Source organism: Streptosporangium minutum (assembly GCF_002149035.1).
GTDB lineage: Bacteria > Actinomycetota > Actinomycetes > Streptosporangiales > Streptosporangiaceae > Streptosporangium > Streptosporangium minutum.
In genome coordinates this window covers 1-20,951 of sequence record NZ_NGFP01000164.1, presented here as the reverse complement: position 1 = coordinate 20,951, position 20,951 = coordinate 1, and the positions used below count along the sequence as shown (strand labels likewise).

15 protein-coding genes and 2 pseudogenes are annotated in these 20,951 nt (G+C 72.0%); 12 read left to right on the top strand and 5 right to left on the bottom strand.

Going from position 1 to position 20,951, the window contains the following annotated elements:
• Both CA984_RS29150 and CA984_RS29145 read right to left on the bottom strand, forming a co-directional pair.
• A partial coding sequence (locus CA984_RS29150) for an FAD-dependent oxidoreductase (RefSeq protein ID WP_086576719.1) occupies positions 1–1,583 on the bottom strand: 1,583 nt, incomplete at its 3' end.
• A gap of 115 nt (positions 1,584–1,698) precedes the next feature.
• The gene (locus CA984_RS29145; RefSeq protein WP_086576718.1) at positions 1,699–3,264 is read right to left on the bottom strand and encodes a succinic semialdehyde dehydrogenase; all 1,566 of its coding nucleotides are present in this window, start codon (positions 3,262–3,264) and stop codon (positions 1,699–1,701) included.
• A gap of 87 nt (positions 3,265–3,351) precedes the next feature.
• On the opposite strand from CA984_RS29145, the gene CA984_RS29140 reads away from it, so the two are divergent.
• Positions 3,352–5,550, top strand: coding sequence for a beta-propeller domain-containing protein (locus CA984_RS29140; protein ID WP_086576717.1), 2,199 nt, complete (start codon positions 3,352–3,354; stop codon positions 5,548–5,550).
• A 129-nt stretch (positions 5,551–5,679) separates the two neighbouring features.
• On the opposite strand, the gene CA984_RS29135 is transcribed toward CA984_RS29140, so the two are convergent.
• A complete protein-coding gene (locus CA984_RS29135) occupies positions 5,680–7,416 on the bottom strand; it encodes a glycerol-3-phosphate dehydrogenase/oxidase (RefSeq protein WP_086576716.1) in 1,737 nt (578 codons plus the stop codon).
• A gap of 206 nt (positions 7,417–7,622) precedes the next feature.
• Here CA984_RS29135 and CA984_RS29130 point away from each other — a divergent pair.
• Positions 7,623–8,177 (top strand): annotated as a pseudogene (locus CA984_RS29130) (RNA polymerase sigma factor); the annotation flags it as partial.
• A gap of 180 nt (positions 8,178–8,357) precedes the next feature.
• Here CA984_RS29130 and tnpA read toward each other — a convergent pair.
• Positions 8,358–8,774 carry an IS200/IS605 family transposase gene (gene tnpA / locus CA984_RS29125; RefSeq protein WP_086576720.1) on the bottom strand — a complete coding sequence of 139 codons (417 nt, stop codon included), beginning with the start codon at positions 8,772–8,774 and terminating at the stop codon, positions 8,358–8,360.
• A gap of 32 nt (positions 8,775–8,806) precedes the next feature.
• Here tnpA and CA984_RS29120 point away from each other — a divergent pair, with 32 nt between their 5' ends.
• The 5 genes from CA984_RS29120 to CA984_RS29100 all read left to right on the top strand — a co-directional run bounded on the left by CA984_RS29120 (position 8,807) and on the right by CA984_RS29100 (position 15,530).
• Positions 8,807–10,084 carry an RNA-guided endonuclease InsQ/TnpB family protein gene (locus CA984_RS29120; RefSeq protein ID WP_242676236.1) on the top strand — a complete coding sequence of 426 codons (1,278 nt, stop codon included), beginning with the start codon at positions 8,807–8,809 and terminating at the stop codon, positions 10,082–10,084.
• A gap of 133 nt (positions 10,085–10,217) precedes the next feature.
• Positions 10,218–12,341 carry a hypothetical protein gene (locus CA984_RS29115; protein WP_242676235.1) on the top strand — a complete coding sequence of 708 codons (2,124 nt, stop codon included), beginning with the start codon at positions 10,218–10,220 and terminating at the stop codon, positions 12,339–12,341.
• Between the two features lie 83 nt (positions 12,342–12,424).
• On the top strand, positions 12,425–13,294 hold the full coding sequence (locus CA984_RS29110; protein WP_086576713.1) for a permease-like cell division protein FtsX: 870 nt from the start codon (positions 12,425–12,427) through the stop codon (positions 13,292–13,294).
• 232 nt (positions 13,295–13,526) lie between these two features.
• Positions 13,527–14,456, top strand: a complete 930-nt coding sequence (locus tag CA984_RS29105; RefSeq protein WP_108724630.1) for a glycosyltransferase family 2 protein — start codon at positions 13,527–13,529, stop codon at positions 14,454–14,456.
• Complete coding sequence (locus CA984_RS29100; RefSeq protein ID WP_086576711.1) at positions 14,457–15,530, top strand: glycosyltransferase family 4 protein; 1,074 nt, start codon at positions 14,457–14,459, stop codon at positions 15,528–15,530.
• On the opposite strand, the gene CA984_RS29095 is transcribed toward CA984_RS29100, so the two are convergent.
• The gene (locus tag CA984_RS29095; RefSeq protein WP_086576710.1) at positions 15,485–16,453 is read right to left on the bottom strand and encodes a lysylphosphatidylglycerol synthase transmembrane domain-containing protein; all 969 of its coding nucleotides are present in this window, start codon (positions 16,451–16,453) and stop codon (positions 15,485–15,487) included. The two genes, CA984_RS29100 and CA984_RS29095, sit on opposite strands and share 46 nt — an antisense overlap.
• 189 nt (positions 16,454–16,642) lie before the next feature.
• On the opposite strand from CA984_RS29095, the gene CA984_RS29090 reads away from it, so the two are divergent.
• From CA984_RS29090 to CA984_RS47365, 5 genes and pseudogenes are all read left to right on the top strand, one after another.
• Complete coding sequence (locus CA984_RS29090; RefSeq protein ID WP_086576709.1) at positions 16,643–17,482, top strand: class I SAM-dependent methyltransferase; 840 nt, start codon at positions 16,643–16,645, stop codon at positions 17,480–17,482.
• On the top strand, positions 17,479–18,405 hold the full coding sequence (locus CA984_RS29085; RefSeq protein WP_086576708.1) for a lysylphosphatidylglycerol synthase transmembrane domain-containing protein: 927 nt from the start codon (positions 17,479–17,481) through the stop codon (positions 18,403–18,405). The genes CA984_RS29090 and CA984_RS29085 overlap by 4 nt, the downstream gene beginning before the upstream one ends.
• A gap of 90 nt (positions 18,406–18,495) precedes the next feature.
• The gene (locus tag CA984_RS29080; protein ID WP_086576707.1) at positions 18,496–19,617 is read left to right on the top strand and encodes a glycosyltransferase family 4 protein; all 1,122 of its coding nucleotides are present in this window, start codon (positions 18,496–18,498) and stop codon (positions 19,615–19,617) included.
• A gap of 17 nt (positions 19,618–19,634) precedes the next feature.
• Entirely contained in the window at positions 19,635–20,729 is a 1,095-nt protein-coding gene (manB, locus tag CA984_RS29075) for a mannose-1-phosphate guanylyltransferase (protein ID WP_086576706.1), read from the top strand.
• A gap of 20 nt (positions 20,730–20,749) precedes the next feature.
• Positions 20,750–20,951: pseudogene (locus CA984_RS47365) on the top strand (DNA-3-methyladenine glycosylase 2 family protein); the annotation flags it as partial.

Below are 20,951 nucleotides of genomic sequence, written 5' to 3'. Positions count from 1 at the left end.
GGCCGGGGGTCGGCCTCTCCCCTGTTGGGCCAGAGCGACATGGCGCGCTCGGCCTGGGCGGTGATGGTGAGGGAGGGGTTGACGCCGGGATTGGCGGAGACGGCGGAGCCGTCGACGACGTGCAGGCCCTCGTGCCCGTGGACGCGGTGATAGGCGTCGATCACCCCGGTGTCGCGGCCGGCGCCGATGGCGCAGCCGCCCAGGAAGTGCGCGGTGGCGGGGATGTCGAACAGGTCGAGCCACGAGCCGCCGGCCATGCCGCCGACCTCCTCGGCGGCGTGCCGGACGAACTCGTGACCGGCCGGGAGCCAGGTGGGGTTGGGGTCGCCGTGCCCCCGCCTGGAACGGAGCCCCCAGCCGAACAGCCCCCTCCGGGCCGACAGGGTGATCGAGTTGTCCTTGGCCTGCATGACGAGGGCGATGATCGCGCGCTCCGACCACCGGCGGTGGTTGAACAGCCTCGGCACGAGATGGGGTCTGCGCACGGCCTCGCCGAGGAACTTGAGCCAGCGGGGCGCGCCGCCGCCGTCGATCAGGAGGGAGCGGAGCATGCCCATCGCGTTGGAGCCGTCGCCGTAGCGGACGGGCTCGATGTGGGTGTGGGCGTCCGGGTGGATGGAGGAGGTGATCGCCACGCCGTGGTTGAGCTTCTCGCCCTCGACGGACAACCGCTCGAAGCCGAGCAGCGCTTCGGAGTTCGTCCTGGTCAGGGTGCCGAGCCGGTCGGAGAGCCGGGGCAGGGCGCCGGTGGCCTTGAGGCGGTGCAGCAGGCGCTGCGTGCCGTACGTGCCGGCCGCGAAGATCACCTGCTCCGCGGTGAGGGTACGGCGGCGCCAGGGCGCCCCCGTCTTGCTCACCTCGACCCGGTAGCCGCCGTCCACCGGGCGGACCGAGGTGACCGTGGTCTCCGGATGGACTTTGGCCCCGGCCTTCTCGGCCAGGTAGAGGTAGTTCTTGACGAGCATGTTCTTGGCGCCGTGCCGGCAGCCGGTCATGCACTCGCCGCACTCGGTGCAGCCCCTGCGGCGCGGCCCGGCGCCGCCGAAGTAGGGGTCGTCGACCTCGACACCCGGCTCGCCGAAGAAGACGCCGACCGGGGCCAGGTGGAAGGTGTCGCCCACGCCCATCCGGTCGGCGACCTTCCGCATCACCTCGTCGGCGCGGGTGACGGTCGGGTTGACCACCACCCCCAGCATCCGCCTGGCCTGGTCGTAGTAGGGGCCGAGCTCGGCCTTCCAGTCGGTGATGCCCGACCACTGGGCGTCCTCGAAGAACGGGTCGAGGGGCTCGTAGAGGGTGTTGGCGTAGACCAGCGAGCCGCCGCCGACCCCCGCGCCCGCCAGGACCATGACGCCGGCGCCCTTCTGGCCGCGCAGCACGTGGATGCGCTGGATGCCCCTGAGCCCGAGCCCCGGCGCCCACAGGAAGTCACGGACCCGCCAGGAGGTTCTGGGCAGCGTGCCCTCGTCGAACCGCCGCCCGGCCTCCAGCACGGCGACCCGGTAGCCCTTCTCCGTCAGCCGCAGCGCCGAGACGCTCCCGCCGAACCCCGAGCCGACCACCAGCACGTCGTAGTCGAACATCCGCAGACTCCCTTCGGGCGACGACCGGACCGCGGCGGGCGCCACCGCGCCCGCACCGCTCTCCGGCCCCCGCGACGTCGTGACGGTCACCCGCGGGGCGCGACCGCCGCGGGCCTCACTTCAGGTGCAGTTTCTTCATGGTCTTGAGCAGGCCCGACAGGGTGTCGGCGTACTTGTCGTAGGTCATGCCGAGGATCGGCTCGAAGCCCATCCAGGAGGCCTGGCTGGAGATGGTCTGCACCTCGGTGTACTTCAGCAGGCCCTCGGCCCCGTGGCGGCGGCCCAGGCCGGAGGACTTCATGCCCCCCATGGGGGCGTCGTAGGAGGCGTAGGCCGAGCCGTACCCCTCGTTGATGTTGACGGTCCCGGCCTTGATCCGGGAGGCCAGCGCCCGGCCGCGGGACAGGTCGCGGGTCCAGACGGAGGCGTTGAGGCCGTAGACGGTGTCGTTGGCCCTCTCCACCGCCTCGTCCTCGTCGGCGAACCGGTAGACCGAGACGACCGGGCCGAAGGTCTCCTCGCGGCACAGGTCCATGCTCTCGTCCACCCCGGCCAGGATCGTGGGCTCGTAGAACAGCGGCCCGACGTCGGGGCGGGCCCTGCCGCCGGCGAGGAGCTCGGCCCCCTTCGCGACGGCGTCGTCCACGTGGGTGCCGACCGCGTCGAGCTGGCGCCGTGAGGTGAGCGAGCCCATCTGCACGCTCCAGTCGAGCCCCGCGCCGAGCTTCATGTTGCGGGCCTGGCGGACGAACTTCTCCACGAACGCGTCGTACACGGCGTCGTGCACGTAGAGCCGCTCGATGGAGATGCACAGCTGCCCGGCGTTGGTGAAGCAGGCGCGCAGCGCGCCCTGCGCGGCCACGTCCAGGTCGGCGTCGTCGAGGACGACCATCGGGTTCTTGCCGCCGAGCTCCAGCGAGCAGCCGATCAGCCGCCTGGCCGCCGCCTCGGCGATCTTCCGGCCTCCCCGGGTCGAGCCGGTGAACGCCACGTAGTCGGCGTCCTCGATCAGCGCCTCGCCGACCTCGGCGGGGTCGCCGAGGACGACCTGCCAGATCTCGCGGGGCATCCCGAGGGAGACCAGCAGGTCGATCGTCCACAGGGTGGACAGCGCGGTCTGGGTGTCGGGCTTGTGGACCACGGCGTTGCCCGCCAGCAGGGCCGGGACGACGTCGGTGACGCCGAGCGAGAGCGGGTAGTTCCACGGGGAGATCAGCGCCACGGTGCCCTTCGGCTGGCGCACCTCGACCGTCTTCGTCGCGACGGGGAAGATGCCCGCGCGGCGCCTGGGCTCCAGGAGGCCGGGCGCCCGCCGTACGTAGTAGAGCGTGCAGCCCGCCACGTCGAGGACCTCCTCGAAGGCGTGCCTGCGGGCCTTGCCGGTCTCCCACTGGACCACGTCGAGGATCTCCTCGCGCCGGTCGAGGATGGCGTCGTGCAGGCGGAGGAAGGGCTTGATCCGCTCGCGCACGGGCAGCGCGGCCCACGCCTCGCGCGCCTCGCGGGCCCTGGCGTGTGCGACGCGGACGTCCTCGGCGGTGGAGAGGGGCAGTTCGGCGAGGGGCTCGCCGGTGAACGGCGCGGTGATCGCCTGCGTCTTCCCGCTGGAGGTCACCTGCCGGACAATGCGTTCGATCATGGTCGGGTCGAGTGTCCGGGTAGCTCCGAGAGTGACAGCCATGCGCGAAGAATATTCTGGGGTGGCCGCCCGTGGCTACTGGTCGGTAACGGGTTGAACCGGACACGACGGTGATCCGTCGTAGGGAGCATGAGGACATCCATTCGTACGGCCGGCGCCGTCACGCTCGCCGCCGCCCTGCTCGCCACGGCGTGCAGCTCGACAGAGACGGAGCCCGGCGCGAGCCGTACGACGCCGGTCGACCTGGGGAACATCAAGCTGGTCTCCTACAACGGCTGCGACGACATGCTGGCCGGGTTGCGGTCGGCGACGGCGAAGCAGGTCGGGCCGTGGGGGCTGGGCGGACCGCAGATCATGTACATGGAGGCGCGCTCGGATGTCGCCACGGCCCGCGGCAAGAGCTCGGCGCCCGAGCACTCGACCACGAACGTGCATGAGGCCGGGGTCGACGAGCCGGACCTGGTGAAGACCGACGGCAACCGGGTGATCACCGTCAACCGCGGCGTGCTGCGGGTGGTCGACACCGCGACCAGGAAGGTCACCGGCACGCTCAAGCTGGTGGACGCCGAGCAGGCGTGGGCCCCGGCCGATCTGCTGGTCAGCGGGGACCGGGCGCTGGTGCTGTTCTCCGGCGGCGGGATCATCCCGTTCGGCGCGATGGCCAAGCGGCCGGCGAGCCCGGGGCCGCGTTACGTCCTCATCGACCTGTCCGGGGAGCCGAAGGTGATCGGCTCCCTCACGCCGAACGGCTCCCACGTGGACGCCAGGATGATCGGCTCGACGGTGCGGCTCGTGGTCCGCAGCCAGCCTGAGATCAACTTCCCGGACGCCGGCCCCGACGTCTCGGAGAACGAGCGGACCCGCCTGAACGCGGACATCGTCAGGAAGGCGCCGCTGGAGGCGTGGCTGCCGAAGTTCGAGACGACGGACGCCAAGGGTGTCACCTCGACCGGCTCGGTCAAGTGCGACCAGGTCAGCCACCCCACGGAGTACACCGGCACCTCGATGCTGACCGTGCACAGCTTCGACCTGTCCCAGGGGCTCGCGGAGACCACCCCGATCAGCGTGGCGGCCGACGGCGACACGGTCTACGGCACCGGCTCCAGCCTGTACGTGACCAGCAACCCGCGCTGGTGGTGGCCCCGGCCGATCGAACCGCCGATGATCGAGGACGCGCCGACGGTCACGGCCACCGCTGAGGCTCCGCAGATCGAGCCGACGCCGACGGAGCCGACGGTGACCGTCACACCGGCACCGGCCCCGACGGGCACGCCGTCCGCTGGCACATCGGTCGCCGTCACGCCGGCACCGGCCCCCACGGGCACGCCGTCCGCTGGCACATCGGTCACCGTCACGCCGGCACCGGCCCCCACGGACGCGCCGGTCACCGTCACGCCGGCACCGACCGGCGCCACCTCGACCTCCGACCCGGCTCCCGAGCCCGTGAAGACGCCGGTCGAGCCGCCGGAGGAGACCGAGGTCCACCGCTTCGACATCGCCGCGGCGGGCGCGCCCCGCTACGTCGCCTCCGGGAAGGTGCCCGGCCGGCTGCTCAACCAGTACTCCCTGTCCGAGCACGAGGGGCACCTGAGGGTCGCCACCACCTCGACCTCCGGGCAGGACAGCTCCAGCGCCGTCTACGTGCTCAAGGCCGACACCCTGAAAAAGGTCGGAGAGGTCGGCGGCCTGGGCGCCGGCGAGCGGATCTACTCGGTCCGGTTCATCGGCCCGGTCGGCTACGTGGTGACGTTCAAGCAGGTGGACCCGCTCTACACCCTCGACCTGCGCGACCCGGCGGCCCCGAGGAAGACCGGCGAGCTGAAGATCACCGGCTACTCCGCCTATCTGCACCCGGCGGGCGACGGACGGCTGATCGGGCTCGGCCAGGAGGCGAGTGAGAAGGGCCGCACGCTCGGCACCCAGGTCTCGCTGTTCGACGTCGGCGACCCGGCCAACCCGCGCCGCCTGTCGCAGATGTTCCAGAAGGACTCCGGCTCCGAGGCCGAATGGGACCCGCACGCCTTCCTCTACTGGGCCAGGACGGGCACCGCGGTCCTGCCGCTGAACACCTGGAACGGCACCGAGCAGACCAACGGCGCCGCCCTCGTCCTCAAGATCGACGAATCCGCCGTCACCAAGGTGGGCACCATCGTCCACGCCCGGCCCAAGGCCGCCGGCAACGCCCGCTTCGCCCCCTACGACCCGGGCATCCGCCGCTCGATCGTCATCGGCGACAGCCTCTGGACGGTCTCCGACCTGGGACTCAAGGTCAACGCCCTGAACGGCCTCGCCGACCAGGCCTGGATCCCGTTCGACCAGACCTCCTAGTACGGCCCCTCCCGGCCTGGTCGCCGGGTTCCGGGTCCTCTCCCGCCGCGGGGCTCCCCGTACGGCTCCCGCCTCCACGGCGGGAGCCGCACTCCGCTCGCCCGCTCCCGGTGTCGGCGGGAGCGGTGCTCAGGCGTTCTTGGGGCTCGCGACGGGGACGACGTCGGGGGCGCCGAGGCGGATCGCGTCGGCCTCCTGGTCGGTGTCCTGCTCCTGGGAGAGCCGCTCGGCCTCGACCCGCTTGGTGTAGTACTCCACCTCGCGCTTGACCTGCTCGTCGTCCCACTCCAGCGGGCCGGCGAGCAGCCCGGCCGCCTCCTCGACCACGCCCAGCCCGCGGTGGAAGGTCTCGATCGAGATGTGCGTGCGCCGGGCCAGCACGTCGTTCAGGTGGCGGGCGCCCTCATGGGTGGCCGCGTAGACGATCTCCGCCCGCAGGTAGTCGTCCGCCCCGGCCAGCGGGAGGGCCAGCGACGGGTCCGCCTCGATCAGCGCGAGCACCTCGTCGATCATGGACCCGTACCGCTGCAGCAGGTGCTCGATCCGCGCCACGTGCAGCCCGGACGACTGGGCCAGCCGCTGCCGGGAGTTCCACAGCGCCTGGTACCCCTCCGCCCCCGCCAGCGGGATCCGGTCCGTGCACGAGGGCGGGACCCGCTGGTCCAGCCCGTGCGCCACCGCGTCCACCGCGTCCTGCGCCATGACCCGGTAGGTGGTGTACTTCCCGCCGGCCACCATGACCAGCCCCGGCACCGGGTGGGCCACCATGTGCTCGCGGGAGAGCTTGGACGTCTCCTCCGACTCCCCCGACAGCAACGGGCGCAGCCCGGCGTAGACGCCCTCGACGTCGTCGCGGGTGAGCGGCACCGAGAGCACCTCGTTCACGTGCTCCAGCACGTAGTCGATGTCCGACCGGGAGGCCGCCGGGTGGGCCCGGTCCAGGTCCCAGCGGGTGTCGGTGGTCCCGATGATCCAGTGACGGCCCCAGGGGATCACGAACAGCACCGACTTCTCGGTGCGCAGGATGATGCCGGTGAGGGAGTGGATCCGGTCACGCGGCACGACCAGGTGGATGCCCTTGGAGGCGCGGACGTGGATCTGCCCCCGGCCGCCGACCAGCTCCTGGATGTCGTCGGTCCACACGCCGGTGGCGTTGACCACCTGGCGGGCCCGCACGTCCATCTCGGTCCCGGCCTCCAGGTCGCGCACCCGGACCCCGGTGACCCGCTCGCCCTCCCGCAGGAAGCCCACCACCTGGGCCCGCGACGCCACATGCGCCCCGTAGGAGGAGGCGGTCCGCAGCATGGTCATCACGTAGCGGGCGTCGTCGACCTGGGCGTCCCAGTACTGGACCGCGCCGGAGAACGCCGTCCGCCGCAAGGAGGGCGCGATCCGCAGTGCCCTGCCGCGCGACAGGTGCCGGTGTCCGGGCACGCCACGGGTGGAGCCGAAGGAGAAGCCCAGCGAGTCGTACATCACCAGGCCCGCCCCGACGTACGGCCTCTCCCACCCGACGTGGGTGAGCGGGAGCAGGAACGGCACGGGCCGCACGAGGTGCGGGGCGATCCGCTGCAGCAGCAGGGCCCGCTCCCGGAGCGCCTCCCTGACCAGGTCGAAGTTGAGCTGCTCCAGATAACGCAGCCCGCCGTGGATCAGCTTGGACGATCTGGACGAGGTGCCCGAGGCGAAGTCGCGCGCCTCCAGCAGCCCGACGCTCAGCCCTCGGGTCGCCGCGTCCAGCGCGACCCCGGCGCCGACGACGCCGCCGCCGATCACCACCACGTCGAGTTCCTGAGCGCCCATCTGCGTCAGTGCGGCGGTCCGCTCGGCCGGACCGAGCCGTGCCGTGCCCATTCGCGCCGTCATGCTGCATCCCCCCGGGGTACGGATTGTCACCTTGCGTCGGGTATCTACCCACCCACCCTAGGCATCACTACCGACCGGTAAGAACGGCGGACGAGATTCGCGCCACAGCCCCATGGACAGCGGGAGACCTCCCGGGGAACGCTGATCACCGGCCGGGGAAGGCCGTCCGGTGAACCTCGGGACGGGTCCGGCGCTACACACCGGGCATGGATGGGGGAGCCGAGGGGATGGCGTTGCGCCGGTTCGCGGTCGCGGGCCGCCGTGCCCGCGCGCGGCAGGAGGACGTGCTCGTCCTGGCCCGCGTGGCCGACGGCGACGCGAGCGCGCTGACCGAGCTGTACGAGCGCTACGCCGGACCGCTGTCCGCCTTCCTCTACCGGCTCGCCGGGGATCGGGGCACGGCCGAGGAGATCCTCCAGGACACGCTGCTGGCCGTGTGGCGTTCGGCGGCCACCTACCGGAGCCGCTCCGCCGTCAGCACCTGGCTGTTCGGGGTGGCGCGCAGACAGGCGCACAACCGGCTGCGCGGGGTCCCGCCCCCGCTCGCGGCCGAACCGCCCGACGGAGCCGACCCCGTGCCCGGTCCGGAGGAGCTGGCCGTGGGCGGTGAGCGGGTGCAGGCGGCGCTGGCCCGGCTGCCGCTGGCACAACGCGAGGTCGTCGTGCTCTCCTTCCTCAACGACCTGACCCACCGGGAGATCGCCAAGGTGCTGAGGATCCCGGTCGGCACGGTGAAAAGCCGCCTGCATCACGCCCGAGCGACCCTGAGGGGGTGCATCGATGACTTCCTCCCCGCGGCTGAAACCGGGGATTCCCAACCTCAAGGAGATTCGACGATCGCGACCTTCCGCTACCGGAATGCGGGCTGGTGCTCCGGGCCTCAGCCCGAGGTGAAGGCCCCGCGCGTGAGTGCCCGCCAGGGCGCGAGCGTCACCAAGGGCCTAGACCGGGCGGTTTTGCTGCTCGATGTACTGGCGCACGATCGACAACGGTGCGCCGCCGATGCTCCCGGCGAAGTAGGAGCCCGACCACAGCTCGTTCGCCCGGTAGCAGTGGGCGGCCAAMTCGGGGAACCCTTGTCGCATCCGCCGGGACGCCACGCCCTTCAGCGAGTTGACGAGCTTGGACAGGGCGACCTTGGATGGGAAGTTGACCAGCAGGTGGACGTGGTTGTTCTCACCGTTGAACTCGACCGGCTCGGTCTCGGAGTCGGCGCACACGTCCCTCATGATCTCTTCCATGCGGGCCAGGTGGGGGTCGGTGAACACCCGATGCCGGAGCCTGGTCACGAAAACCAAGTGGACGTGGAGCAGAAAAACACAGTGCCTACCAGTCCTTATACCGCTGCATTCAGCCATAACCCAATGCTGGATTGGATAGGTTCRTGCTCATGGGCGGGCAGGGAATGGTCAAGCGGCAGCGCGGGCACAAAGCCCGCCCGGAGCTGACCTGCGCTCAGTCCGCGCTCCTGCACGGGCAGGCGTCCGCCGCGATCACCGTGTGGAACTGCCTGCACGCCTACTGGACGCATTTCTCCGGCAGAAGGCCGACCCTGGCCCAGGCCGATCAGGCGATCCGCCAAGCCCGCGTGGACTTCCCATTCCTGGCGGTGCTGCCCGCCCAGGCCGCCCAAGCCGTCCTGAAAACATATCGGCAGGCGTGGGAGAACTTCTTCAACCCCGATCACCCCGCCAAGCGGCCCACCTTCAAGTCGAAGAAGAACCGGCCCCGCTTGGCGGTCGACGTGCCGCAGGTCCGCAACATGCGCCTCGTCCGCCTGTCGGCCAAGTGGGGCGCGGTCACCCTGCCGATGGTGGGCCGGGTCCGGTTCCGGTGGACCCGAGACCTGCCCGGCGTCGGGAAGAACTCTCCTGCGGGGAAGGTGACCGGCGGACGCCTGATCAAGGAAGCCGACGGCTGGCACCTGGTGTTGCGCACCGAAACCCTGCTCGCGCCCGCCTGCGCGCATCAGGGCCCGCAGGTCGGGATCGACCGGGGCGTCAATGTCGCCCTGGCCCTGTCGAACGGGACGATGCGCGAGCACGGCTCCTGGCTGACCCACGGCGAGCGCGAGCACCTGCGCCGGTTGGAGAAGAAGTCGGCCCGCCGGCGCGCGTCCCGACCGAAGAAGACCCGCCCCTCGGGGCGGGAGCRGCGTACCTACGACCAGATCGCCCGGCTCCGTGCGAAAGCCAAGCGCAGGGCCGTCGACTGGCAGCACCAGACCACCACCGAACTCGCCGACACGTTCGCTGTGATCAAGGTGGAGAAACTCTCCATCCTCAACATGACCAAATCCGCCAAGGGCACGATCGAAGCCCCGGGCAAGAACGTCGCCCAAAAGGCGGSCCTGAACCGGTCGATCAGCGGCGAGGCGTGGGGCCGGACCGTCACCATGCTCGAATACAAGAGTGCCGACCGGGGCGGGCAGGTCATCAAGGTCCCCGCCCCGGGCACCTCACAGACCTGCCACCGATGCGGCCACCGCGACCCGGCCAGCCGCAACGGAACGGTGTTTGCCTGCGTCAACCCCGCGTGTGGGTGGGTCGGCCACGCCGATACCAACGCCGCGATCAACATCAACAACGCCGACGGACCAGCGGTGTCAGGACGTGGAGACCTCGGGGCTACCCGGTCTGTGAAGCGTCAACCCCCGCGCGCCGCTTGACCGCGACGCGACGGGAGAATCCCCGGCCTTCAAGCCGGGGAGGAGGTCAACGGCTTTCACCTGGCAGCCGCGCGGGCATCGCCGTCGCCGGAGGCTGCCACTACGCTCGGGACGAGCCATGAGGATCACCTGGTTGGATCACACGCGGAGGCCCTCGGCGGGCAGGGTGCTCGCCGTGGTGTCGGTCGTGCCCGCGCTCGTGCTGGCGGGCTGGCTGGTGGCCGGGCTGTCGCTGCTGCTGCTCGGCTGGTTCCGGCCGATCGCCGCCCTGCCGCTGGGCCTGGCGGTAGCCGCGGTCCTGTGCCGGTACGGCCTGCGCCGGCTGCCCGAGACCGTCGAGGCGACCGCCTGGCAGACGAGCGGCGTCGTCGCCGCGGCCCTGGCCTCGGGGGTCTTCAACGGCCTGCTCCACAGTGAGCAGCTCGTCGTCCGCCGCGACCCCGCCACCTACGCCCAGTACGCCGTCTGGCTGGCCGGCCGCGGCTCGCTGCCGATCCCCTACCAGCAGGGGGCCTTCGGCGGCCCGGACCACGCGCTGTTCTTCGAGAGCCCGGGCTTCTACAGCTCCGGCGGCGCGGTCGTGCCGCAGTTCATGCCGGGCGCGCCGCTGATCGACGCGCTGGGACACTGGCTGGGGGGCCTGACCGGGCTGCTGCTGGTGCCGCCGGTGCTGGGAGCGCTGGCGGTGCTCGTCCTGTCGGGGGTCGTCGCCCGGCTCGTCGGCGCGCGCTGGGCGCCACTGGCCGCCCTGGTGTTCGCGGTCAGCCTCCCGATCCTCTACACCTCGCGCACCACCTTCAGCGAGATTCCCTCCATGATCCTGCTCTTCGGCGGTCTCGCCCTGCTGCACGACGCCCAGGTCAGGCTCCGCTCCGGCATCACGGGCCTGGGCTACCTGCCGTCCCTGCCCTCCGCCGAGCAGCCGGGGCGGATCCGCCGGGCCCAGTCGGACGGCGCCGTGATCGGGGCGGAGCTGGCCGGCCTGGTGTTCGGCCTGGCCGTCCTGGTCAGGATCGACGGCCTGCGCGACGTGCTTCCCGTGCTGGTCTACGCCGGGCTGCTGATCGCCCTGCGCCGGGCGGAGGTCCGTGACGAGGGGCGCCTCGGCGTCCCGCTGCTCTGCGGCCTGGCGGCCGGGTCCATCCTGGGGGTCGCGGCCGGATACATCCTGTCCAGGCCCTACCTGGACTACCTGTCCGGCTCGCTCCAGCCGCTGCTGGCCATCTGCGGCGCGGTCCTGGTGCTCACCCTGGTCGTCGCGCTCGCGGCGCCGAGGCTCGCGGCCCCGCTGCGGCGGGCCGCGGGGATCCGGCGGCTGCCCGAGATCGCCGGCGGCCTGGTGGTGCTGGTCATGGTGGCCTTCGCGGCCCGGCCGTGGCTGCAGACCGTCCTGCGGTGGCCGACCACGCCGGAGGACCGGCTGAACTACGAGTTCATCGAGAGGACGCAGAAGGCGAACGGCCTGCCTGTCGACGGCGCCCGGCTCTACTACGAGGAGTCGCTGTACTGGGTGATCTGGTACGTCGGGGTCCCCGTGGTGGTGCTGGCCACGCTGGCCGGGGCGGTGCTCACGCGCAGGATGGTGCGGGGCAGGGGGTTCGGCTGGCTGCTGCCGCTGGCCGTCATCGGCTGGACCACGCTCACCACGCTCTACCGTCCGGGCATCACCCCCGACCACCCGTGGGCCGCCCGGCGGCTGGTCCCCATCGTCATCCCCGGCCTCGTCCTGCTCGCCGTCTGGGGCCTGCGCTGGGTGCGGGACAAGGCCCGCAGGATGGGGTACGGCCCGGCCGTCCAGAACGGCCTGGCCGCCGTCGGCGCGGTGCTTCTGCTCGTCCCCCCGGCGATCACCTCCGCCGGGACGGCCTTCACTCCCATCGAGCGCGGCGAGCGCGCGGCGGTCGAGGCGATGTGCGCGGCCCTGCCGGAACGGGCCTCGGTGCTGATCGTGGAGCGGGTCACCGGCGACCGGTTCACCCAGCTCGTCCGGGGCACCTGCGGGGTCCCCACCGCCCGGGTCGGTTTCTACCGGGGCGCCGACGTCCCCGTCCCCTCTGACGTCAACCGCCTGATCGGCCGCACCCGCGCCACCGGCCGCGTCCCGGTCCTGCTCGCCGCCAGGGCCGACCAGCTCGCCCAGTACGGCACGCCGGTCCAGGTGATGAACCTCCGCACCCGCCAGGAGGAGAGATCGCTCGTCGCCCCTCCGGACGGCACCTGGTCGCTGTCCATGGCCGTCTGGATGGCCCTTCCCTAATTGATGATCAAAACCGGGCCGTCCATGTCAGGATGTCGGGAAATATCCTGACTATTGCGGTGGGTGACACGGTGGGTGCAACGATGCCGACGGTCGGGCGGGTTCTGCTGGCCGGGGTGACGACCGTCGCCGTGGCCTTCGGGACAGCCGGGGCCGCGGGAGCGGCCGGGGCGGTGGATCAACAAGATCGGCAGGATCGGCAGGGCGTCCAGGTGCTTCCGCCGCCGGACGACTGGCCCGAGGGCGGCACATTCACCGTCTTCCTGTGCAGGGACGACGACGTCTGGGAGAACTGCCGGGGGCGGGCGACCACGGCGGAGCAGGAACGCGTGCTGGAGACGAGATTGCGGGCGATGCCGAAGGTGACGGAGGTCGAGTTCGAGTCCCGCGAAGAGGCATGGGCGAACTTCAGGAAACAGAACGCCGGCAACAAGACCCTGCTCTCGGCCCTCCAGGTCGAGGACATGCCGGAGTCGTTCCGGGGCAGGCTCCGTCACTGGGACGACATCGTGCCCTTCCGGTCGGAGCTGGGGAAAGCGGCAGGCGTCTCCACCGTCTTCTCCTTCGGTGATTTCTTCTGGGAGGACAAGGCGGACGTCACCGTCACGCTGTGCGGGCACAAGAAGACGGTCTACGCCTGCAAGGGGCGAGGGTCGGCCACGCTGGAGGAGAAGAAGGCCATCGAGGCCCGGCTCGGCACCCTCGAAGAGAGCCAGAACCTCTACTTCGAGAACCGCGCCCACGCCCGCCGGGTGTTCGGGCACGTCTGGGCGGTGAAATCCCTCGGCTCCGGTGTTCCGGAGAGCCGCTTCCCGGAGAGTTACCACGCCAAGCTCGTCGATCCGGGTCGCGCCAAGACGGTGATCGACGCGGTCAAGGGGATGGCGGGCGTGTATGAGGCCGCGATGGTGGGTGACGGGCGGTCCGCCCCCGTGACCGTCGGGACGAGATGACGCGGATCCGTCGCCGGGCGGCGGATCGGCGCCTGACCTCGCGGTGAGCCGGGCGGCGGAGCGGCCCCCGACCTCGGGGTGAGAGGATCGGGGCAGCGGTGAGCGGTGCTCCGGGCGTCTCGGCGGCGGCCGGGATCCGCGTGTGGTCCGGGGGCCTGGGGCGTGCCGCGTGGCCGTCCGACCGCGGCGAAGTGAGACCGGCTCCCGGCCGGGCAGAGTATCCTCGCCCGACGTGAGCACGCCCGAGACATCCGAGAGTGGACCAGCTGTGGACGCAACGCCGTACGTCACGATCGTTCTGCCCTGTTACAACGAGCAGAACCATGTCATTGACGAGGTCGAGCGCATCTGCGAGGCCATGGACCGCAGCGGCTACACCTATGAGCTCGTGGCCGTGGACGACTTCTCCACCGACCAGACGCTGGCCAGACTGCAGGAGGCCGCGCCGCGCTTCCCCAACATGCGGATCCGGGCCTTCCACCGCAACGGCGGGTCGGGCACGGTGCGCAGGATCGGCAGCCAGGAGGCGCGCGGCGAGATCGTCGTGTGGACCGACGCGGACATGACGTACCCGAACGAGCGCATCCCCGAGCTCGTCGACATCCTGCACAAGGACCCCACGATCGACCAGGTCGTGGGTGCGCGGACCACCGAGGAGGGCTCGCACAAGTTCCTGCGGGTGCCGGCGAAGTGGTTCATCCGCAAGGTGGCCGAGCGGCTGGCGGGGCAGAAGATCCCCGACCTCAACAGCGGCCTGCGGGCGTTCCGCAAGTCGGTCGCCAAGCCGTACTTGCGGCTGCTGCCGCCCGGGTTCTCCTGCGTCACCACGATCACGCTGTCGTTCCTGTCCAACCAGCACGACGTCTACTACCTGCCGATCGGCTACAGCAAGCGGGCGGGCAAGTCGAAGTTCAGCTTCGTCTCCGACGCCTACCGCTACATCCTGCAGGTGCTGCGGATGGTCATGTACTTCAACCCGCTCAAGGTTCTCATGCCGCCCGCGCTCTGGCTGATCGGCATCGGCCTGGTCAAGGGCGTCGTGGACATGGTCCGCTACGGGTTCTACCTGACCAGCAACACCATCGTGATCTTCATCTCCGGCCTGCTCATCGGCTCGCTGGCGCTGCTCGCCGACCTCATCGTGCGCTCCCGGAGCGAGTAGATGCGGATCGCGATCGTCGGGCCGACCCACCCCTACAAGGGCGGCGGGGCCGCGCACACCACCGAGCTGGCCCACCGGCTGCGGGCCGCCGGGCACGACGTGGTGATCGAGTCGTGGAAGGCGCAGTACCCCTCCTTCCTCTATCCGGGGCAGCAGACCGTGGACACTCCCGACGGCGCCCCGTTCCCCCACGTCCGCCGCGAACTCGACTGGCGCCGCCCGGACGGCTGGGCCCGCTGCGGGCGGCGGCTCGCGGCCGCCGACCTGGTGATCCTCGCGGTGCTCAGCCCGGTGCAGGTCCCGCCCTACCTGGGCATCCTGTACGGCCTGCGCGGCCGGACCCGGGTCGTCGCGCTCTGCCACAACGTGCTGCCCCACGAGCGCAAGCCCTACGACACTCCGCTGATGAAGGCCCTGTTCCGCCGGGTCGACGGGGTGCTCGTCCACTCCGGGCAGCAGGCGGCGCTGGCCCGCGAGCTGGGGCCCGCCCCGGTGACGGTTGCCGAGATGGCGCCGCACCTCCCGGTCGGGCCCCGGGAGCGCGGTGAGGCCGGGGGCGTGACGCGCAGGCTGCTCTTCTTCGGCCTGGTCCGGCCCTACAAGGGGCTCGACCTGCTGATCCGCGCGCTGCCCGAGGACGTCTCCCTCCGGGTCGCCGGAGAGTTCTGGGGCGGTCTGCGGGAGACGGAGGCGCTGATCGCGGAGCTCGGGCTGGACGGCCGGGTGGAGCTGCGGCCGGGCTACGTGGCCGACGTCGACGTGCCGGGGCTGTTCGCCGACGTCGACGCGCTGGTCCTGCCGTACCGGAGCGGGACGGCCAGCCAGCAGGTGTGGTTCGGCCACGAGCACGGGGTGCCGGTGATCGCCAGCCGGGTGGGGACGCTCGGCGACCACGTCACCGACGGGGTGGACGGGCTGGTCGTCGAGCCCGGATCCGTGGAGGACCTCCGCGCGGCGCTGACCGCGTTCTACCGTCCGGGCGAGCCCGAACGGCTCCGCGCCGGGGTCAAGGCCGTCGACCCCGAGCCCTACTGGGCGGCGTACGTGGACGCCCTGGTCTCCGTGGGGGCCTGAGCGGTCCCGCGGCCGAGGAGCCAGCCGATCCCGGCCCAGGCCACGTCGGTGAGGGTGAAGGCCAGCCGGGAGACCAGGGCGACGGCCCCGGCGGTGGTCACGGCCGGGACGAGGCCGTGGCCGTCCAGCGCCGTGACGAGGACCGCGACCATCGCGGCCTCGCGCACGCCCAGCCCGGCCGGGACGACCGCGACCAGCAGGCCGGTCGCCCAGGCGAAGGCGTAGGCTCCGGCGCCGAGCGGGTAGAGCGAGAAGTCGCCGGTCAGGTCGCCGAGGACGAGCCAGGTGTGCAGGCCGTAGAGCAGCCAGCCGAGGACCGTCCAGGCGACGGCGGCGAGCAGGGCGCGGCCGGGCAGCACCTGCTCGATGGGCTCCTTGCGGGCGATCCGCAGCGCCAGGTTCAGGCCCCAGGTGAGGATCCTCGGATGCAGGCACACGACGATCACCGGGATGATCAGGACGAGGTACCACGCCCGCTCGGCCACCGACCGGGCGGTGAACGGCAGCGTGGCGGCGGCGAGCCCGGCAGCGCAGCCCAGGGAGATCACCAGGCCCAGGGAGGTGGCGCTGAAGGTGCGCCGGGGCGGGCAGCCGTGGTCGCGGCCCAGCTCCATCATCGCGGCGTAGGCCCAGACGGATCCCGGGACGTATTTGCCGAGCTGGCCGACGAACAGCACGCGCGCGGCCACGCGCAGCGGCAGCGGGGAGCCCAGCCCGGCGACCACGGAGCGCCAGGCGAGGAGCATGCATCCCGCCCCCGCCATCACCGCCGCGCAGGCCCCGGCCACCGACCACCAGGACAGCCGGCCGAGCGCTTCGAGCGTGCCCTCCCAGTTCTGGGCCAGGCCGTAGCCGACGAAGGCCAGCGCGACCAGCGCCAGCAGCACCCGGAGCAGGCGGCTTGACCGCAGGCGGCTGAGCATCCGCCAAGGGTACGACGCGCACCTTACCCGGCGGTAGGGTCCCGGCTCGCCGGTACTCTTGGGCGGCGTGGCGGCGATGGGCGTCGCGCGGGCCCGGTGCGGTGAGCACGGTGTCCCCGCGCGTCCCCGGCACGACGGGTCGCGAGGGACGAGCGGTCCGCGGAGCGGATGAGGAGTGGTGGGCGACCGATGAGCGCGGAACGGGTGGCGCAGCTGGCGTACTCCGAGTTCCAGGCGGCGATGCTGGACGAGGAGAAGCGCCGCCGCAAGGCCGCGAAGATCGTGGCGGTGCTCGGCCACTTCCTCGGCCGTGACCGGGACGTCCTCGACGGCCTGACGGTCGCCGACATCGGCTGCTCGGCGGGCTTCATCGCCGACGAGCTCGCCGCCGCGGGCGCGAGACGGACCTTCGGCGTCGACATCGACGTGCCCGGCCTGCGCAAGGCGGCCGAGCGGTTCGGCGAGCGGGTCGAGTTCGTGTGCGCCGACGGCACCGCGCTGCCCTTCCCCGACGGCTCCATCGACGTGCTGGTCTTCAACCACATCTACGAGCACGTGGTGGACCCCGACGCGATCATGGCCGAGATGCGCCGGGTGCTCGCCGACGACGGCGTGCTCTACCTGGGGCTGGGCAACCGGCTCGGGGTGATGGAGCCGCACTACAAGCTGCCGTTCCTGTCCTACCTGCCGCCCGCTCTGGCCGACCGCTACGTCCGGCTGTCCGGCCGCGCGGACAGCTACTACGAGCGCTACCGGACCCGTCGCGGCCTGCGGAGGATGGTGCGCGGCCTGCGCGTGTGGGACTACACCTTCCCGGTGCTCGCCACCCCGGCGGCGTTCGCCGGCTCCGAGCTGTTCCCCGGCGTGGTCGGCCGCGTGGCCGGCGGCGTGCTGGCCCGGCTGCCCCGCTCCGTCCTGCGGGGGCTGCTGCCGGTGGTGCCGACCTACCTGTGGGTGGCCACCAAGGGCGCCCGCCGCCCGGCCGGAGCCTCCCTGCCCCAGCCGCCCGACCCGGTCAGCCCCCTGTGAGAAGGCTGGTCCGGATCGCCTTCCTGGCCGTGGCGCTGGGGTTCGGCGCGTGGGTGGTGGCGAGGCAGTGGGAGGAGATCCGCGCCGGGTTCGCCCGGCTGTCCTGGCAGTCGCTCGTGCTGTCGCTGGTCGCCGTGGTCGCCGCGCTGTGCTCCGGGATGATGACGTGGCGGGCGCTGCTGGCCGACCTCGGCTCGCCGCTGGCGTTCCGCCCGGCGGCGAAGGTCTTCTTCGTCGGCCAGCTCGGCAAATACATCCCCGGCTCGCTCTGGCCGGTGCTCGCCCAGATGGAGATGGGCCGCGAGCTGGGGGTGCCCCGGCCGCGGAGCGCGGCGGCCTTCTTCCTGACGATGCCGGTGCAGCTCGGCAGCGGGCTGATGATCTCCGGGGTGACGCTGCTGACCGCCCTGCCGGGGTCGGTCGCGCCGTACGCCTGGGTGTTCCTGCTGCTCCCGCTGCTCGCGGTGGTGTTCGAGCCACGGGTGATCAACGCGGTCCTCGGGTTCGGGCTGCGCAAGCTCAAGCGCGAGCCGCTGGAGCGCCCGCTCACCCGCAGGGGCATGCTCACCGCGCTGGGCTGGGCGCTGCTCGGCTGGACCGCGTACGGCCTGCACCTGGCCGCGGTCGTCCACGAGTTCGGGCCCTCCGGGGTGTCGGCGGTCGTGTTCTCCATCGGGGCGTTCGCGCTGTCCTGGTGCCTGGGGATCATGACGTTCGTGGTCCCGGCCGGTGCGGGGGTGCGCGAGGCGGCCATGGTGGTCGTGCTGGCGCCGGTCCTGGACCGCGGATCGGCGATCGCCGTGGCGCTCTGCTCCAGGATCGTGATCATCGTTGGCGATCTCGTCTGCGCCGGTGCGGCGGGCCTGTCCGCGCGGCGCGCCGTCGATCCCCGGCGCGATCCCGACCCCGGAAAAGCCGTGTGATTCACCCCACGTTTTCGGGGGCCGGGGCAATAGAGTGAACGGGAGAAGGGGACGACCGTCCCGCGTGGTTCTTGAGGGGAGCGATCCTTCTTGACGCCCCGAGTGCTCGTCGACGCGGCCGCGGTCCCGGCCGATCGCGGTGCGTTGACCAGGTATGTCGACGGACTCGTCGCCGCGCTGGACAGGGCGGGCGCCGACCTGTCGGTCGTGTGCCAGCGGGCCGACGCCGAACGGTACGCCGCGCTCGCGCCCTCCGCCCGGATCCTGTCCGGCCCACTCGGGATCTCCAACCGGGCCGCCCGGCTCGCCTGGGAGCAGACCGGTCTCCCGGTCCTCGCCCAGCAGACCGGCGCCGAGGTGATCCACTCTCCCTGCTACTCGATGCCGCTCCGCTCCGGCCTGCCGACCGTGGTGACCGTGCACGACGTCACCTGGTTCACCGAGCCCTCGCAGCACAGCGAGGTCAGGGCCTCCTTCCTCCGCTCGGCGACCCGCACGGCGGTCCGGCACGCCTCCAGGGTGATCGTGCCCTCCAAGGCGACCAGGGACGAGCTGGTCCGGGTGCTCGCCGCCGACCCCACCCGGATCGACGTCGCCTATCACGGCGTGGATCCGGCGCTGTTCCACCGGCCGTCCGAGCGGGAGGTCAGGCACGCCGCCGACCGGCTCGGCCTGCACGGCGCCCCCTACGTCGCCTTCCTGGGCCCGCTGGAGCCGCGCAAGAACATCCCCAACCTGATCCGCGGCTTCGTCCGGGCCGTGCGGGACCTCCCCGACCCGCCCGCACTGGTGCTGGCCGGCGGCCTCCGCGACGCCGACGTGGACGCGGCGGTCGAGGAGGCGCCCTCCACCGTGAAGGTGCTCCGCCCCGGCTATCTGGCCTTCGCAGACCTGTCCGGATTCCTCGGCGGCGCGCTCGTGGCGGCCTTCCCCTCGCGCGGCGAGGGCTTCGGGCTCCCGGTGCTGGAGGCCATGGCCTGCGGCGCGCCGGTGCTCACCACGCACCGCGCCTCGCTGCCCGAGGTGGGAGGGGACGCGGTCGCCTACACCGAGCCCGACGACGTCAGCATCGCCGACGCGCTCCGCGCGCTGCTGGCCTCGCGGGAGCGCCGCGAGGCCCTGTCCGCGGCGGGCCTGACCCGCTCCAGGGAGTTCACCTGGGAAGCCTCGGCCGAAGCCCATCTGGTCTCGTATCAACGTGCTGTCGAATAGTGGGTTAACCTCACGGGATGATGGAGACCCCTTTGCCGGAGCTTGAGGCGATTCTCCTTGTCGGAGGACAGGGGACGCGCCTGCGTCCGCTGACGCTCGGCACCCCCAAGCCGCTGCTGCCCACCGCGGGGGTTCCCTTCCTTGCCCACCAGCTCGCGCGGGCCCGTTCGTTCGGCGTGCGGCGCATCGTGTTCGCCACCTCCTACCGGGCGGAGATGTTCTCCGAGGCGTTCGGGGACGGCTCGGCGTTCGGGCTCTCGCTCGAATACATGACCGAGGAGACGCCACTGGGCACCGGCGGCGCCATCCGCAACGCCGCCGAGGCGCTGACCTGCGGTCCCGACGCTCCGGTGCTGGTGCTCAACGGTGACATCCTGTCCGGCCACGACATCGGCGACCAGGTGGCCCGGCACGTCGCCGGGCGGGCCGCCGTCACCCTGCACCTGACCGAGGTGGAGGACCCCACGCGCTTCGGCTGCGTGCCGACCGACGACGCGGGGCGGGTGACCGCCTTCCTGGAGAAGACCCCGAACCCGGTCACCAACCGGATCAACGCCGGCTGCTACGTCTTCACCCGCTCGGTGATCGACTCGATCCCGGCAGGGGAGGTCGTCTCGGTCGAGCGCGAGACCTTCCCCGGCCTGATCGACTCCGGTGCCCTGGTGCTCGGCTACGCCGACGCCTCCTACTGGCTCGACGTGGGCACGCCCGCGGCCTTCATCAAGGGCTCCCGTGACCTGGTCCTGGGCCGCCTCGCCTCGCCCGCGCTGCCCGGCCCCCCGGGCGAGTTCCTCGCGCTGCCCGGCGCGAAGGTCTCGACCGAGGCCAAGGTCGACGGCGGCACGGCGGTCGGCGCCCGCGCGGTCGTGGAGTCCGGCGCGCAGGTCTCCGGCAGCGTGCTCGGCGACGACTGCGTGATCCACTCGGGGGCGGTCGTGACCGACTCGGTGGTCGGCATCGGCGCCCGCGTCGCCTCCGGGGCGGTCCTGCGCGACGTCGTCATCGGCGACGGCGCGATCGTGGGTCCGGGCAACGAGCTCATGGCGGGCAGCCGCATCTGGCCCGGCGTCGTGCTCCCCGAGTGCGCCGTCCGATTCTCCAGCGACGTCTGATCCCCCACGGCGCGGGTGGGATGACAGTGCTCGCGCGGCCCGCGGTGAGGGAGCGGCGGTGGCGTTCGGAGGGGCCGCTCGACCTTGAACTGACCCTCGGCCCGCATCGGCGCGGGGGCGGTGACCCGACCTGGCGGAAGACGGCCGACGGGGCGATCTGGCGGACCTCGCGGACGCCGGACGGTCCCGGCACGTTACGGGTGCTCGCCCGGGGCGGTGACG